The sequence below is a fragment of the Luteibacter sp. OK325 genome (assembly GCF_003050935.1).
GTDB lineage: Bacteria > Pseudomonadota > Gammaproteobacteria > Xanthomonadales > Rhodanobacteraceae > Luteibacter.
Genome location: NZ_QAOX01000007.1, coordinates 74143 through 90520 on the forward strand (window position 1 = coordinate 74143; position 16378 = coordinate 90520).

The 16378-nt window shown below is 62.2% G+C and carries 15 protein-coding genes, 1 tRNA gene and 1 pseudogene; 7 read left to right on the forward strand and 10 right to left on the reverse strand.

Annotation, left to right across the window (positions count from 1 at the left end; translation table 11 throughout):
• Positions 1-26 precede the first annotated feature (26 nt).
• A complete protein-coding gene (locus C8J98_RS15315; protein WP_107914060.1) occupies positions 27-1664 on the forward strand; it encodes a serine hydrolase in 1638 nt (545 codons plus the stop codon).
• A 167-nt stretch (positions 1665-1831) separates the two neighbouring features.
• Here C8J98_RS15315 and C8J98_RS15320 read toward each other — a convergent pair whose 3' ends face one another.
• The gene (locus C8J98_RS15320) at positions 1832-4252 is read right to left on the reverse strand and encodes a DUF3772 domain-containing protein (RefSeq protein ID WP_107914061.1); all 2421 of its coding nucleotides are present in this window, start codon (positions 4250-4252) and stop codon (positions 1832-1834) included.
• Between the two features lie 161 nt (positions 4253-4413).
• On the opposite strand from C8J98_RS15320, the gene tpiA reads away from it, so the two are divergent.
• The 5 genes from tpiA (at position 4414) to C8J98_RS15345 (ending at position 6907) form a co-directional block, all read left to right on the forward strand.
• Positions 4414-5166 carry a triose-phosphate isomerase gene (gene tpiA / locus C8J98_RS15325; protein WP_107914062.1) on the forward strand — a complete coding sequence of 251 codons (753 nt, stop codon included), beginning with the start codon at positions 4414-4416 and terminating at the stop codon, positions 5164-5166.
• 22 nt (positions 5167-5188) lie between these two features.
• The gene (secG, locus tag C8J98_RS15330; RefSeq protein ID WP_107914063.1) at positions 5189-5623 is read left to right on the forward strand and encodes a preprotein translocase subunit SecG; all 435 of its coding nucleotides are present in this window, start codon (positions 5189-5191) and stop codon (positions 5621-5623) included.
• 32 nt (positions 5624-5655) lie between these two features.
• A tRNA-Leu gene (locus C8J98_RS15335) sits at positions 5656-5740 on the forward strand.
• A 126-nt stretch (positions 5741-5866) separates the two neighbouring features.
• Complete coding sequence (locus C8J98_RS15340) at positions 5867-6379, forward strand: YcxB family protein (protein WP_146171650.1); 513 nt, start codon at positions 5867-5869, stop codon at positions 6377-6379.
• An 87-nt stretch (positions 6380-6466) separates the two neighbouring features.
• Positions 6467-6907, forward strand: a complete 441-nt coding sequence (locus C8J98_RS15345) for a hypothetical protein (protein WP_107914065.1) — start codon at positions 6467-6469, stop codon at positions 6905-6907.
• Positions 6908-7317: 410 nt separating this feature from the next.
• Here the strand turns inward: C8J98_RS15345 and C8J98_RS15350 are convergent, their stop codons facing one another.
• On the reverse strand, positions 7318-8634 hold the full coding sequence (locus tag C8J98_RS15350; RefSeq protein WP_146171651.1) for a hypothetical protein: 1317 nt from the start codon (positions 8632-8634) through the stop codon (positions 7318-7320).
• A 254-nt stretch (positions 8635-8888) separates the two neighbouring features.
• Between C8J98_RS15350 and C8J98_RS15355 the strand changes: the two are divergent.
• Positions 8889-9416: pseudogene (locus C8J98_RS15355) on the forward strand (cytochrome c); the annotation flags it as partial.
• A gap of 38 nt (positions 9417-9454) precedes the next feature.
• On the opposite strand, the gene C8J98_RS15360 reads toward C8J98_RS15355, so the two are convergent.
• The 8 genes from C8J98_RS15360 to C8J98_RS15390 form a co-directional block, all read right to left on the reverse strand.
• On the reverse strand, positions 9455-10246 hold the full coding sequence (locus C8J98_RS15360; RefSeq protein WP_107914068.1) for a c-type cytochrome: 792 nt from the start codon (positions 10244-10246) through the stop codon (positions 9455-9457).
• Complete coding sequence (locus tag C8J98_RS15365; RefSeq protein WP_107914069.1) at positions 10243-11868, reverse strand: cbb3-type cytochrome c oxidase subunit I; 1626 nt, start codon at positions 11866-11868, stop codon at positions 10243-10245. The genes C8J98_RS15360 and C8J98_RS15365 overlap by 4 nt, the downstream gene beginning before the upstream one ends.
• Positions 11858-12427 (reverse strand): cytochrome C oxidase subunit II, encoded by a 570-nt coding sequence (locus C8J98_RS15370; RefSeq protein ID WP_107914070.1) that lies wholly within the window; start codon positions 12425-12427, stop codon positions 11858-11860. The genes C8J98_RS15365 and C8J98_RS15370 overlap by 11 nt, the downstream gene beginning before the upstream one ends.
• Before the next feature lie 10 nt (positions 12428-12437).
• A complete protein-coding gene (locus C8J98_RS22190) occupies positions 12438-12611 on the reverse strand; it encodes a hypothetical protein (RefSeq protein WP_199229932.1) in 174 nt (57 codons plus the stop codon).
• 13 nt (positions 12612-12624) lie between these two features.
• Positions 12625-13851, reverse strand: a complete 1227-nt coding sequence (locus C8J98_RS15375) for a c-type cytochrome (protein ID WP_107914071.1) — start codon at positions 13849-13851, stop codon at positions 12625-12627.
• Positions 13848-14600, reverse strand: coding sequence for a c-type cytochrome (locus tag C8J98_RS15380; RefSeq protein WP_233260251.1), 753 nt, complete (start codon positions 14598-14600; stop codon positions 13848-13850). The genes C8J98_RS15375 and C8J98_RS15380 overlap by 4 nt, the downstream gene beginning before the upstream one ends.
• Positions 14601-14794: 194 nt before the next feature.
• Entirely contained in the window at positions 14795-15574 is a 780-nt protein-coding gene (locus C8J98_RS15385) for a hypothetical protein (protein ID WP_107914072.1), read from the reverse strand.
• 215 nt (positions 15575-15789) lie between these two features.
• Positions 15790-16332, reverse strand: coding sequence for an ATP-binding protein (locus tag C8J98_RS15390; RefSeq protein ID WP_107914073.1), 543 nt, complete (start codon positions 16330-16332; stop codon positions 15790-15792).
• Positions 16333-16378 lie beyond the last annotated feature (46 nt).

Here is a 16378-nt window from a genome sequence, read left to right on the forward strand (position 1 = left end):
CACGTTCATTCCTGCCGGGACCTTCCATGCCGCGTCTTCGCTATCTCCTCGCCTTTGGTGTCACCAGCTTCGCCTTTGCGCTAGCCGCGCAGGCCCAGGACGCGCAAGTGTCACCGCAGGTCGCTCCCGGTACCGTGGCGCGTCCGATGGACCTCGCCGACTTCGACACCTATGTCGATGCCACGCGCAAACAGTTCGACGTGCCGGGTATCGCGGTAGCCATCGTCAAGGACGGCAAGGTCGTGCTCGAGATGGGTTCGGGTGTGCGCAAGCTCGGTGATCCGACGAAGGTGGACGCACATACGCAGTTCGCCATTGCCTCGAACACCAAGGCCTTCACGGCAGCCTCGTTGTCCATCCTCGCCGACGAGAAAAAGCTCGACATGAACGACCGCGTGGTCGACCGGCTGCCCTGGTTCCAGATGTCCGACCCGTACGTGACGCGCGAGATGCGCATTCGCGACCTGCTCGCCCATCGCAGCGGCCTCAGCCTCGGCGCCGGCGATCTGTTGTACTGGCCGGCCACCACCTATACGACGCAGGAAGTGGTGCAGCGCCTGCGTTATGTGCCGCTGACCAATAGCTTTCGCGCTGAGTACGCGTACGACAATATCCTCTTCGCCGTGGCCGGATTGGTCATCGAGCAGGTCTCGGGCAAGCCCTGGGCCGACTTCGTCACCCAACGCATCTTCACACCGCTTGGCATGACCGAATCGCAGACGCATGCACCGGATCACATCGGTGCGGGCGACGACATTGCCACCGGCCACGCCAAGTTCGACTTCAAGGACCTGAAGCCGGTCGAGCCGATGTCGTGGAACAACAACCAAGCGGCGGGCGGCATCTACTCCAGCGTGCACGACCTCTCGAAGTGGATGACGATGCAGCTCGATGGCGGCGTCTATAAGGACAGCGCCGGCAAGGAGCAGCGCCTCTTCAGCGAAGCACGGCAGAAGGAGATGTGGTCGCTGCTCACGCCCATCCGCATTGCCGAGCCGAGCGTGCCCGAGCTGAAGGCCGCGAAGGCGAACTTCTCGGGCTATGGCGAAGGCTGGTTCGTCTCCGATTACCGCGGCCACAAGCTCGTCTGGCATACCGGCGGCTGGCCGGGCATGGTCTCGCGCGTCACCCTCGTGCCCGATCTGAAGCTGGGTATCGTGGTGCTGACCAACCAGGAGTCCGGTGCGGCATTCCAGGCCGTGACGATGCGCGCGCTGGATGCCTACATGGACGCGCCGAAGACCGACTGGATCGCTGCCTACGCCGCGGGCGTGCGCAAGAACGAAGGCAACGCGGACGACAGCATGAAGAAGCACGAAGCGGCACGTGCGAAGGGCTCAAAGCCTTCGCTGCCGCTGGATGGCTACGTCGGCACGTATCGCGATCCCTGGTACGGCGACGTCAAGGTGAGCAAGCAGGGCGGCAAGCTGGTGATGAGTTTTGCCAAGACCGCCCAGCTCACCGGCACGCTCGACCCCTGGCAGCACGACACCTTCATCGCCCACTGGAAGGACCGCTCGCTCAACGGCGACGCGTTCGTCAACTTCGATCTGGATCCGGATGGGAAGGTGCGGGAAGTGCGGATGGAGCCGGTGTCGCCGCTGACGGATTTCAGCTTCGACTTCCAGGATTTGCGGTTGGCGCCGGTTGAGGCCGCCAAGTAACAGCATCGCCGATGAATCGGCTCCCACAGGGAGCTGAAAGCATCGCCGATGAATCGGCTCCCACAGGGAGCTGAAAGCATCGCCGATGAATCGGCTCCCACAGAAAGCTTTAAGAGCACTGCTTGCTCGTTGTGGGAGCCGATTCATCGGCGAAAAGGTGCTAGCGATCAGCTAGAAGGATCATCCGTAGATGCCTTAGGCGCAGCCGCAGCCGTAGGCCCCACCACATCCGACATACTCCCACCCCCACGCAACACCAGATCCTGCGGCCGCAGCAACGGAATATCCGACTTGCGCAACCGCGCGATGATGTCGAACAACAAATCACTCTTCACGTTACCCACGTCACGCGGCCCACCCACGTAGCACACCACGGCAAACGTCATGGCCGCACGGTCCACGCTATCCAGCGTGACCGACGGCGCCGGTGTCTCCAGCACCTGCTTATGCGAATGCATCGCCTCCAGCATGTGATCGCGCGCTTCCACCGGATCGGTATCCAATGGCATCGGCAGCTTGATCAGCACACGGCCCTGCGGATTGGACATCGTCATGTTGCGCACGGGCTTGGTGATGAACGACGAGTTCGGCACGATGATCGTCGAGCGGTCGGACACCTGGATTTCCGTGGCGCGCACATTGATCCGGCGGATATCGCCCTCGGCGTCGTCGAGCACCACCCAGTCGCCCACCTTCACCGGCCGCTCCGCAAGCAGGATCAAACCGGAAATGAAGTTCGAAACGATCGCTTGCAGGCCAAAACCGATACCGACCGAGAGAGCCGAAGCCACCCAGGCCACGTTCTGTACCGAGAGGCCCATTGCCAGCAAGGCGATAGCGACGACGATCACGACACCGACATAACCCAGCAGGGTCGTCAGCGAGCTGCGCATGCCGGGATCGAGGTTGGTCCGCGGCAGGTACTGCTCGGACATCCAGTTCTTGATCACCCGCACGGCGAGCAGGCCGAGGAAGAACAGGCCGATCGCGGTGAGGATCTGGTCCGGCTTGAACTCGAAGTTGTAGATCTTCAACGTCTGCAGCTTCGTGCCCAGCGTGAGGATGTCCGACGCCCCGGCACCGAAGCCGGAGATCACCGCCACCACGCCGAACATGAAGAGCGCCAGGCGCACGATGCCGGAGAGCAGCACGCCGGCCTGGTCGAGCAGGCGAGGGTGCGTGCCGAAAATGGCCTGCGCACGCGCGCTCATCGGACCCTTCTCCGAGAGCAGTGTCTCGAACAGGTCGTCCACCAGGCGCATCGCGAGATAGGTGGCCGAGAGCACGATGATCGTCCACACCACCTGGCCCGCCATGAACGAAGCGAAGGCAACGAAGCCGGTGAGCAGGCCGATCCACGACGCGACGATGGCGATCCATGCAGCCGCGATGAACAGGCTGGCCCAGACCGGCCTGGGCGACGGCGCGTCGCCTTCCTCGTCGACCTGGCTGACATGTTGCGAGCGACTCAGTCGAACCAGACCGATCGCGGTGAGCGTGGTGAGCACCAGCGCCTGCAGGCTGCTGGTCATCACCGTGGCGGCGAGGCTGGTGCCGATCGTGCGGTTCAGTTCCTTCAGGAAATAGAACAGCACCACGGCCAGCGAGAACAGCATCGGGAAGCGGCGCAGGCTCAACGCCGTCTCGTCGGACAGGGCGGGCAGGCGCCACGACGGCCGCTTGGCCGAGATGAGTGCACGGCCAAGCCCGGCAATAAACGCACCGAAGAAGATGATGCGCACGAGGGCCTTGGCCATCGCATCGGTATCTTCGGTGAAGGTCTCGTTCCAGTTCAGGCCCAGGTACAGCAGCTGGGTACCGAGACCGGTCGTAAGCGCCGAAGTGAGCGTGATGCCGAGGATGAGTGCCGAGCGGCGCAGACGGCCCGGCGGCATACGGTTCGCGGTGAGGTGGCGCGCACGTTTTTCGAGATAGAAGCGCACGCCGGTCATGAGCAGCACGCCGAACAGGACACAGATGACCAGGGCGATGCGGTTGCCGTCCGTCCAGCTGTTGGCGATATCGGTCTTTACGCCGCCGGCAAAGGCGCTCAGGTTGGCGGAGTCGCGCGGAAACGCCTTGGCCGGCTCCAGCCAGAAGGGGCGTGAGAGCGGGGACGACGTGCGCCGGGAAAGGAATTGCTGGAAGCGGATGCGGCGCAGGTCGGCGAGCTGGCTGGTGGTCTGCTGCGCCTCGAGCGTGATGCCGTCGGCCTGCTTGATTTGCGCATCGACGGCGTCGAAGGCCTTTTGGGCATCCTTGCGTGTGGCGGCGAGCTCCGGCGCTTCCTTGGTGCCGGCCGCCGGGGCAGGGCCGAGCTGGTCGAGACGGGCCTTCGCCGCGTCGCGGTTGGGCGACAGGGAACTGGAGACCTTTTGGGATTTGCCAACGATGTCCCCAGCCTTGCCGCGGAGGTCGTCGATAGTCGAATCGGTGATGTTTTCGTCCTTCATCCCCTTTTCGATCTGGTCGAGCTGGCCGCGGAGGTCACCGATCTGGGTGCCCGGGTCGTCGTCCGGCGCTTGCGCGAAGGCGGCGACCGAGACGGTCAAAAGGAGGGCGGTAAAGAAAATTCTCAGGGTTCGCATGCAGGGATCATCGAAGGCGGGACGGGGCAGGTCAATTGCGAGGGTTATGCGATACCCTCGGTGAACGTCGTGTTCCCACGGCTTTTTGCGGCGTTGCAGCTTTTGCCGCCGGGGGACCCGCCGCTATCCTGCCGCCCCCTGGCCCTGACCGGAAGCAACCCATGCGCAAGAAGCTCGTCGCCGGTAACTGGAAGATGCACGGATCGCGCAAGATGGCCGATGGCCTGGTCCGCGAGATCGTCGAGGGCCTGGAAGACGGCGTCGACGTGCTGGTTATCCCGCCGATCATCTATCTTGCCGACCTGGTCCATAAATACGGTGACCGTGGCCTGGGCTTTGGCGCGCAGACCATTTCCGAGCACCCCGAGCAGGGCGCCTATACGGGTGAAATCTCCGGCTCGATGGTCCGGGATGTCGGCGCCAAGTGGACCCTGGTCGGCCATTCCGAGCGCCGCCAGTACTACCACGAGACCGACGCGCTGCTATCGAAGAAGTTCAGGACGGCATGCGATGCTGGCCTCACACCTATCTATTGCGTGGGCGAGACGCAGGAAGAGCACGAGGCGGGCAGGGCGGAAGAGGTCATCGGCCGCCAGCTGGCCGCCGTGATCGATGTCTATGGGGTAGAGGCTTTCCGTGCCGGCGTGATCGCCTATGAGCCGGTCTGGGCCATTGGGACGGGGCTCACGGCCACCCCGGACAAGGTCCAAAAAATTCATGCGTTCATCCGTAGCCAAGTGGCAAAAAAGGATGTTAATATCTCGCTCCTGACCCGGGTGCTTTACGGTGGCAGCGTCAAGCCGGCCAATGCGGCCGACCTTTTCGCCCAGCCTGATGTAGACGGGGGATTGATCGGCGGAGCCGCTCTTGTAGCCTCCGACTTCCTGGAAATTTGCGCCGCGGCGCGTCGATAACGCGACACGGCAAACAGAAGATATGTTCATCCTCTTCAGCGTTCTTTACATCCTTGTCGCTGCAGCGATGATCGTGCTGATTCTTATGCAGCGCGGCGCCGGTGCGGATGCAGGTTCTGGTTTCGGTGGCGGCGCGTCCGCTACCGTGTTTGGTGCACGTGGTTCGTCGAGCTTCATGACGCGCGCCACGGCAGTCCTGGCCGCACTGTTCTTCGTGCTGAGCCTGGGCATGGGTATCTACCTCGGTCGCTCGGGCACGCCCCAGCCGGTCGCGGATCTTGGCGTGATGTCCGGTGCTACCGTGCCGGCCGCTCCCGCCAACAACGCTCCGGTGAAACCGGTCGCGTCGGACGTGCCCCAGGCACCCGTCGTTACCGCCCCGGCAGCGAACAACACCGATGTTCCGGCCGCGAAGCAGGATGCCGCCAAGGCACCCGCCGAGCCGGCCAAGAAGTAATCAGCGACACCGCAACACGCTGTAAAAGTTATGCCCAGGTGGCGGAATTGGTAGACGCACTACCTTGAGGTGGTAGCGGCTTAGGCTGTGGGGGTTCGAGTCCCCCCTTGGGCACCAACACAGATCCGGAGACCTCACCGGATCGCAAAGAAACCCGCGAAAGCGGGTTTTTTTGTGGGCGTTTGTCGGTAGACGGAAATGCCCTTATATTCCCGGCGGGGAACGATAAGGATCATCACGACTGTGGCAATCACTGTAACTGCGCCGCGGACGTTCTTCCGCACTTTCGCCGTCATGGCGCAACTCTGGTTTGCGGTCCCTTCCGGCTACGTCACCGTTGCTTTTATGTTCGTGCTCATAACATTCTCCTTTCACAATCCTGCTCCGCTATGGCTCGCGGCGTCGTGCGGATTGGGATGGGTCGTTGCGATGTTCCCCTTCCTCCTTGCGCTCCAGGCATGGAGAGTGCTGCGCGCAACGAAGGAATCTGGCGTTCCCGTCTTTACGTTCGACGAGGAGGGTGCTGCTTGCGCAACCGGCGCCGTCGTCACGCGCCTCCCTTGGTCGGGAATCCATCGCATCAGATTCGATGCGAGGACTTGCTTCGTCTACGTGACACCACGTGCGGCGTGGTTCTTCGGGCGTGCTCTGTTGACTAAGGGTCAGGAGGCGGCGCTCTCCGATTTCGCACGACGTTCCAACGTCAAGTTGGAAGGCCGTGCGCCGTCGGAATCGACATCCAGCGAGGCACTTTGATGTCGCTGAAAATAGTCGCAGGGGAATGTGAGGGCGTTGAAGGCCTAATAGTGCATCCTCCCGAGTGGCGCCTCTCGGAGAAATTTTGTGGGCATTCGTCTATCAGAAGAGTACTTAGAACGTCTGACTTGCCCCTCGGACGCTCTTGGTTTGGCTGAGTTGCAATCTACGGTGCAGGTGCCGAGATCCTTCGACTGCCAATTGCTCTCGTATGGATTGCCGGACAGCATTTTTTTCTTCGAGACGCTGAACTGGCTTTCTCAAAGCGTCAGGTCCGGAGCTTGGACGTACTTTGAATCCGTGCCTGAATATCGGGCGTTCGCGCTCGCTCATTTGATGAGTTTGATGGACGAAGCCGAGATTGCCGCAAAGTATCGTTTCTGTATTGGGAACTGGGCTATCGCCGCGGATATGCAGTGCATCGACGACTGGGTGCGCGATCGCGAAGATAGTCACGACGCGTGGCTCTGTGAATTTGTCCGCCTGCATCAGGGCGAGTTTCGTGCCCTGCTTGCTTCAGCCTCTTAGTTACCGAGGCCCCAATCACGTGTTCCTATGTCAACGTATGACATCGATCAATGGGCTTCGCGATGAGTTCCCTGGCGAAATTCGCATGGTTTAGATGAGCGTTTCGAACTTCGTTGCGTGGAAGCTCGACAGCACCAGGCACGTCTGGTTGCCTTAAATACACATCGTAAGCGGGCTGTAGCCGTCCCAGTCGTCGTCTATGACGATACGGGTGAGTTCGGCGGAGCCGGCTGGTGGATGCAGGGAACCTTTCTATCGCGAGGGCTTCGTGCACGATGACATCGTTGTGGCGATTACCAAAGCAGCGGCGAGTCTCAGCCCGATCCCAACACCGTTAACCTTTTCCATGGCCACTCCGTGGCACAACCGTTTCGTACGGCCGGATGATCATGCGGCTCGACCCGATGAGCCTATAAAGCCTTCCCGGCAGCGTCATAAACCTGCCCGAAGCATTCATCGGTGATTCCGACGCTTCGCCAATCCTCATCAGGAACGGGCACGTCGGCACAGAGTCGATGACCGGTCGTATGGTTTCCGTTGATGTATCGCTTCCACCTGACCGCACGGTGGTCACGCAGCGCCACCCAATACGTCGGGTAGCCACCCTGCATCACGATCACAGCGCCGTCGAGGAGGTGCGGATGCGTTGCGAGCTCAGGCAGTTTATGAGCCTGGGCCATCTGCGTGACGAATTGTTGCTTCGCCTCAGCATGGAATGGCTGAATGCCGATGCTGTGCTCCATGCGAAAGTCGTCCTTCGGGGCTGACTGCATGGCTTGATGCAATCCTGTCGCGGTAGCAGCCGTGTTCAAGGCAACCATCATCCCATCCAGCTCCGAGGGCTTCGCCAATGCCGGGCCTTTTATGGCGAGCTTCGTTCGGAGACTCAGGTTCGGCGGCCCACCGGGAAGGCTGACGGTGACAAAAAGCCCGTGTGATGTCATATCGACCGGATTGATATCGCGGATGGTGAAGCGCGACGTCAGCGCGGCATAGGCCTGCGGCGCTACGATCTGTACCTGGAACAGGGCGTAGTCCTCGCCCATTCCCGTCTCGAGGTAGTCGTGCAGTTCGTCCGGGGAAGGCTTCCCGGCGAGTCGCCCTCGATTGGTGGACGTCGGCGGCAGCACCGCGGCGAGCGCCTCGGGCAAATCCGCGGAGAACGTGGTGTGGCCCGATGCATCGCTCCACGGAAGCAGGAACATATTCTGCGAGCCGGAACGGAACGCCAGGCTCGATCCGTCGGCGAAGCTCGCTTCGACGCGGGTGTGTGGGTAGTCATCGGAGTGCGAGTCGGTGGTCACGCCCACGGTGATCGCCTGGGCCAGAGGTTGACCCTGCCGCAGGGTGGTCGCCCAGGCCAGGATGCGCTGGCGCAGGGCCGGCGACGGATTCAGGGCCATCAGCCTCTGCACCGTTTCGTCGATCGTCTCGCCAGCGTGATCGAGCGCCGCGCCGAACACGGCGGTGTCGACCGTCGGCTGCGGTGGCGCTCGCAAGGCGCGGACCAACGCGTCGACGGCTGCCGTGGGTACCGGCTGGGCGGGCACGTTCGTGACGTCGCGCTGGTCCGTCCGCGAGTAATGGGGTTCTGTCTCCATGTGCTGCTGACTGTACGTCCCGGAGAGGACGAAGCCCGAGCCCTGCGGCTCGATCACCCAGTGGGCGAGGTGCGGCGATGTGGGGTTGAGGCCACCCCAGTCGTCGTCGATGACAAGGCGAGTCACCGCGGAAGTCGCCGGCTCCGTAGCCTTGCTGCACACCGAACATGTCGCGGCGATCGTGAGGGCCGCGACCCACCTCAACCCAAGCGCGACGCCAGTAACCTTATCCATGGAAACCCCGGGGCACAGCCGCACCTTGCGGCCCGGTGATTATGCTTGAACCGGCTAAAAGTCGCGTGTACCGGACTCCAGAGTTGAGGGCGTCCAGAGCGACGGCTTAACCTCGGCGTCCCTCCTGGGCTCCAAGGCGCTGATCCATGAATCGATTGAACATCATCCTCGCCACTGTCGCCAGTGTGACCGTGGTGGGTACCCTGGGCGCCGCCGCATTTGTCTATTCGGGCGCGTACAACATCGGCGCCGATGATCCGCACAGCAAAGCGACCTATGCGGTATTGGAGGTTCTGCGAAAACGCTCGATCCATGCGCACGCCTCCGCCATCACGGTGCCCGATCTGTCCGATCCCCAACTGATCCTCAAAGGCGCGGGACAATACGCGGCGATGTGCACCGAGTGCCATCTGAAGCCCGGGCAGAAGGACTCCGAACTGCGTCCTGGCTTGTACCCGCAGCCGCCCAATCTGTCACAGACACGAGTCGACCCCGCTCAGGCGTTCTGGGTCATCAAGCATGGGATCAAGATGAGTGCGATGCCTGCCTGGGGTGGCAGTCACGACGACATGACGATCTGGAGCATGGTCGCCTTCCTGCAGAAGCTGCCCGAACTCACTCCGGCGAGCTACAAGGCGATGGTGGCGCAGGCTCCACCCGATGAAGACATGGACCCGGACATGGACATGGGTGATGGCCGCGACCCCAAGGGTCATTGACCGCCGGTGTAATAGCTCACCGACGCATCGATCTCTTCGGTCGTCATGTTCCGCGCAATGTTGCGCATCTGCGCACTGGTGTCGTTACGTCGCGTGCCGCGTGCAAATGCCTCCAGCTGCGTCTTCAGATAGTCGCGCGGCTGTAGTTCCAGCCACGGCACGCCCAACTTCGCGGTCAACCTGCCGTGGCAGGATCCGCAAGGCGGAATGTTGCGCATCGGCGCGCCGGTGGCGACGACGTCCGGTGCGGACTGCAAATCCTGCGTGGCGGGTGATTGCTGGCGAGGCAGGGAGGCGTAGTACGCCGAGAGATCGCGCAGATCCTGGTCGTGAAGGTCGGCGACGAAGGGAGCCATCACCGCGCTGACCCGTGCTCCGCTCTGGAAATCGCGTAGCTCCTTATAGATGGAGGAGGCGTACTGGCCGGCCAGGGTAGGTGTCTGCGAATTACTGACGCCCCGCAGTCCGTGGCACATGGTGCAACGGAGCGCCAGGGTGCCACCCCGACCAACGGCGCCGCTGGATGCCGGCCCATCGAGCGTGGTCGGCGTCATGACAACCTCCGAGACCTTCACCGGGGACGTCACCGGGGCACTGGCCTCGCCCAACCACGACCTCGGCACACCGGCTGCGCTGCAGATCGAATTGAGCAGTCCCTTGAACAGGGAATCATCCTGGGCCGAGGGAAGCCAGACGAAGCCGACGAAAACCGAAAACACCAGAAGCAGAAAGGTGCCGCCGACACTCCCGACGAACCACCGGTTGCGCAGTAGTGGGCCGCTCATGGCTTGCCTCCCACGAACACGGGTGGGACGCGTCCCTCAGGGGTCATGATCAGTTGCACGATCGGGTAGCCGTAGTTGGTGATCGTCAGCGCGATCATGAGGCCTAACCAAAGTCCCAGCCCGTTAAGCGCCCAGGGAAGCGACACCGGCTCATGCACGGCACGGCTGAAGGTGAACGGCTCCGGATCCACCCGCGCCGCCGAATGATTCCGGATAAGCACCGTCAGGAACAACGCCGCCGACACCACGAGCATCGCACCGCCGATCGTCGACATCACGACCGAGACGCCCTCGGCGAACATGCCGGGCGCCGTGTAATCGTAGAACGCCATGCGTCGCGGCATGCCCAGGAGCCCGGCGTAATGCCAGGGGAAGGTCAGCACGATCATGCCGATGAACCACAGCCACAACTGCCAGTGCACGAGTCGAAGATTGAGAAGCGCACGACCCGTGAGGTGTGGCCAGAGATCGTAGGCGAGGGCGAAATACATGATGACGATCGCGCCACCGAAAATCAGGTGGAAATGCCCGGTCACCCACTGCGTGTTATGGATGGTCGAATCCAGCTGGTAACTCATGTTGATCAGGCCGCCCGCGCCGCCGAAGCCGAGCATGACGAAGGACAGCGCAAGGGCGAGCATCTGCGGGTTGGCCCATGGCAGTGCCTTGACCCAGCCGAACAGGCCCTTGCCGCCGCGAAGACGGGCAGCAATCTCTACCGAGGCGCAGATCGTGAACACCGTCAGCAGCGTCGGCACGGCGACCATGGCGGTGAAGATGGAATGGACCACCTTGAATCCGGCACCGACTTCGGGATCGGCGAACAGATGGTGGATACCGATGGGCATGGCGAAGACAAGGAACAGCGCGAACGAGATGCGTGCCATCGAATCGCTGTAAAGCCGCCCGCCGATGGCTCGGGGAACGATGGTGTAGAAGGCGATGTACGCCGGCATCAACCAGAAATAGACGATGGCGTGGAGCGTCCATGAAAAGAGGACACGGGAAAGTCCGGCATTGATCGTCGTCGCGAAACCGAGGGCGACAGGAAGGATCTGAAACAGCAACTCCAGCGCGGCGCCGACAGCGGTCCATCCCCACAGATAGGCACCCGCCACATTGGCGAACATGGCCAGCGGAACCGGTGCGCCGGGATGGGCACGCTTCCACACGTAAAGGTTGATCCCCATCAAGGCGACCCACACCCAGGAGCCGACCACCACCAGAACAACGCCGATGTAATAGAAGGCGTTGCCGATCATCGGCGGGTAGAAGGTGTAAAGCACGGAATCCAGTCCCATCGCGACGGGCACCACCGCGGCCACCGAGCCGACGATGATCATGTAATAGCCTGCCCAAGCCCACCGGCGCCCGACTAGCGGCTGCCCCAGCGCCGCTTCGGATATGAAGTAGCCGAACCCCATGGCGACCAGGGTCGGAAACACATAGCCCATGACGGTGCCGTGCGCCGTGACCGACCGGTAATAGAGATCCGCGTTGCGCAGCCATCCATGCAACGGGCTACGGATGAACATCTGCCATTCGCCCAGCAGGATCGCTACACCGAAAAGCGCAAAGGCCAGCCAGAAGTGCGCAAGGATGAGCCGCTTGTTATAGATCACAGCTGGCTCTCCTCGTCGGGCCGACCAGTCTGGCGAAGGCGTCCGGTTCGACGACCTTGACGTTCGCCCACATGCCCTCGTGCCCCGTGCCGCAGAATTCGTGGCAGGGCATCAGGTGATCGCCGGGCCTTTCGAAGCGGGTCTTGAAGGTAGAGATGTAACCGGGTGAGACCATCGAATTGATGTTAGTGCCCGTGATGAGCATGCCGTGGATGACGTCGGCACTCGTTACGCGGAAGGTGACCGGTGTGCGCGAGGGAACGACGATGCACTGGGGCGTGAACGAATACTGTTGCCCGACGATCCGCACGGTGATCGATCCGTCCGCTTCCACGGCGCTGCCGAGGTTGCTCTCGACGAACTCACCGGCGACATGCAGGGTGGACGGATTGATCGTTTCGACGCGCGAAGGCGGCATCGTCGCCCAGTGCAGGCCGGTGAAGATCACCATCGCCACCAGCAGCGCGACAAGGCCGACCATGGTGAGCGCCCAGCGGTTCTCGATGCGCTTGGCGAGAGCTTCGCCGTCATGTGGATCTGCGGGCACCGCTCGGGCCATGACGATTCCTCTAGTGAAAAATGACGCCGCGCGGAAGGAAGGCGAAGAAGTAGAAGAGGAACCACATCAGGAACACCAGGGCCACGGCGATGCCGGCGACCATCAGGGCACCGCGTGGGCCCGCGCGCACGATTTCGTCGACACGCTTGTCTTCGTCGCCGGGTGCTTTGTCGATGTCGGTCATGCAGGTTCTCCCTCTAGTCCAGCGGAGCCGAACGAAGCGCGTTGACGTCCGCGTCGGTCACGGCCGTGCCGCGGTTGTTCCAGGCCGTGCGGATGTACGTGACGACGGCGGCGACTTCCTCATCCGACAGTCCTTGTGCAAACGGCGGCATGCCGTAAGGGCGGGGATTTCGTATCGTGCCGGGGGGATAACCGCCATTGAGGACCATGCGGATCGGATTGACGGACGAGGTCATCTGGATCGACTGGTTGCCGGCCAGTGGCGGAAAGTCGGATCCCTTGCCTTCACCCTGCGTACCGTGGCACGTGGCGCACTGGGCCGCGTAGATTTTCTTGCCCAGGGGAAAGAGGCGAAGCTTGCCCTGTACCTCGGCCTGCGTAGGTGCGCTCGATGCGCCGGTGGCTGGCAGGGCCTTCAGGTAAACAGCCATGGCCCGGATATCGGCGTCAGAGAGGTACTGCAGGCTGTTGTGGACGACTTCTGCCATGGGTCCGTACACCGCACCTCGTGCGGACACGCCGGCCTGCAGGAGGTCGGAAATGTCGGTGATGCTCCAATCGCCAAGGCCCGCTTCCTTGTTGGAGGTCAGCGAGGGTGCGTACCAGTACTGCATGGGAATGAGTCCGCCCTGATACGCCGCCGACGCGGAGCTGCCGCCCAGGGCATTGATGGCGGTATGGCACATCGCGCAGTGGCCGGGCCCTTCGACGAGATAGGCGCCGCGATTCCAGTCGCTCGACTTCGACGGGTCGGGCTTGTACTCGCCTTCGGTGAAGTAGAGCGTGCGCCACCCCAGCAGGAGGCTGCGATTGTTGTACGGGAAACGAAGGTCCTGTGCGGTGTTGGGCCGATGCACCGGCGGCACCGTTTTCAGGTAAGCGAAGATGGCATCGATGTCCGGCCGGGTCATCTTCGTGTAAGCGGCGAACGGCATGGCGGGGTAAAGCAACATGCCCGACCGCGAGCGGCCGGTGCGCATCATGTTGTAGAACTCATCGGCGGTCCACGCGCCAATGCCGGTCGTGCGGTCGGGCGAGATGTTCGGCGAATAGAGCGTGCCGAAGGGTGTCGCCATGGGCCGGCCACCACCGAAAGGTTTGTCTCCCGGATTGCTATGGCACGCGATGCAGTCGGAGGCGCGCGCAAGGTACTCGCCTCGCGCCACGATCGATGCATCCTGCGAGTGGCCGACCTGTGCCAGGAGGAGTAAGCCGAGTGCGAGCCAACGAGGCGTTCTCATCGGGCGTCACTACTGTGGCAAGTCAGTGCCAGCGCGAGCGAGCCTTCGGTGGCCGGAGCAGGGTTCGCCGGATAAGGTAGGGAAGATAGATACGCCGAGGTCGCGGCGATATCCGCATCGGAAAGCAGGACGGTGATCTTCTGCATGCAATTGGGCTTTGCCGAGACGCGCGCGCCATAGCGCGAGGCGCCGAGCTGGGCGCTGATGTACTTGGCACGCAGTCCGAGCAGTCCCGGAATATCGGGCGAAACACCGGTCAGCGATGCACCATGGCAAGCGACACACGAAGGAATATGTCGGCGAGCGTCGCCTTCGACGGTCAACTTCTGTCCGAGTGCCATCACGGCGGGCGGGACGTCGGGCTTGGGCAGCGTCGGGAAGGGCGTCTGTTGCTGGGCGAAGTAGCCGGCCATCTCCTGGAGATAGGCGTCAGGGAGATACTCGAGCAGGTAATTCATGGGCGCGTACTTGCGCTGCCCGTCGCGAAAGGCGATCAACTGGTTGTACAGGTAGCCCGCGGGCTTGCCTGCCAGCCTGGGAAAGTAGTCGTCGTTGCTGCCTTCGCCGCGCAAGCCGTGGCAGGTCGTGCAGGCCATGACGCGGGTGGCAATGGTGTCGGGCGCCGTTACCGTGGTGCGCGTCTGCGCGCGCAGGGGAGCTGCGAGGATGAATAACGCCAGGCACGCAGCGGCTCCCGCCACGTAGCGGCCGAACACCCATCCACCGATTCCACGGCGTTCGCGATTCATCGATATGAAACCCCTGCCTGTCGTATCCCGGCCCATGGCTACACTACGTCCCGGACGCGGGACGTAGATTGGAAAGGCGTGAGTGATCTTGCACCGACCGACGGTGCCCGGGAACCGTTGAACTACGTAGATAGCCCGGGGTAGAGCCCGGGCTATCCCGATCTTCGGCAGGCATTTTGGAAAGCGCGGTGAACTTACTGCTTCGCTGCAACCAGGGTCACATCGCGATTGCTCGGCTTGTACACGACCGCGGTAGTCATGGTCTTGCCGTCCGGCGATACCGTCATTTTCGCCACGGAGGTTTCCTTGTCGCCCTTCATCGTGGTCTCCTGCAGCGCGTTGCCCACCATCTTGACCGCGATCGTGTCGGTGTCCGGGTCACCCTTGTACGGTACGGGTTTCCCGTCGAGCTTGGCCGTGTACGACTCACCCTGCGGGTTCGTCATGGTGATGGCATCACCGTCGATCTTATAGGTGTAGCTCATCATGCTTTCGGTCGCGCTCTGGTAACTGCTGGTGAGCCAGGATCCGGCGATAGCATGCGAGCCGGCAGCACCTGGTTTCACGCGCGTCAGTGTGCCCTTGACGGTGGTCGCGCCACTGGGGCGGTTGTTGATGGATTCGAATGTCGCTGTCTTGCCGTCGGGTGCCACGGTCGTGGTTCGTGTGTTGACCACCGCACCGTCCTTCTTCACGGTATCGACGATCGTATGATCGTCCACGATCTTCACCGAATCGCTATCGAAGCTGAGATGTCCGGTGACAGCGTGGTCGACGCCATCAGCCTTGATCTTGATCGGCGGCGTGCAGTTGCATGTGTATTCGTCGCCCTTGAGCGTGACCACGAGCGGCTTGTTCGAGGCTTTCACCTTGTTGATGTCGACTTTCCAGGTCCCTTCGAAGGCGTTTTGCGCCATGACCTGGAACGGGAGAAGGAGTGCCAGGAGCACTCCACCGATAAGCATCTTCTTCATAGCCAATCTCCGACTGCTGTGTGCGTCGCCAAGATCTGCCCGGATAGCTCAGAGGGTCCCCCGGTGCCGAAACTTTCCTCTTTTCCGAGTCCCAGCCTTGCCAGCCTACTCTTTGGGGTAGCGGCGTAAAGGCGGCTGCGTGGCCACGACGTGGTCGTCATGCTTCCTCTGGCCCTGTATTTAAGGCTTGATGACAGTTACGTAGACTGTAAGTCTTAGGCCGTCCGACATACCTGTACCGGAGGCACGACCTGATGCATCTCCGTGGCGTCGAGCGGTTCGAATAACGTTTCGGCAAAATCGAACATCTCATCCGTCACGGCAAACGAGAACGTACCTGTGCGAAGCCGATTTCTCGCGGCCACGCGTTCACGACGGGTAGTGATGTCGACCTCGAGAAGATGCAGCTGTGCGTCGGCACCCGCCGCGGCCGCCCACTCGACGAATTTCTTCCGGCGAGCCATGCGGAGGAAACCGAGATCCAGCACTACCGAACGGTGCTGTGCGACTTGCTGCTTGCATAGCTCCCAGATCATGGCTTCACAGCGGTCGACGCGCTCGGCGTACCAGGCAAAATCGATGGGGCGGCCGACGCCAGATGCCGGCGTATCGGCGCCGAAGAGCGTCGCCATCCAGGCATCGATAGAGAAAACGGGCGCCTGCGTTTGCGCGGCGAGCCGGGTCGCGTAGGTTGTCTTTCCCGAGCCCACCTTGCCACAGATCAGGTAGGCGACCGGCCTATCGAGGTCCTTTTCCATCTTGCCTGGGCATCCTTCAGTCCGTCGCGTGGGCGCAGGTTAGGGC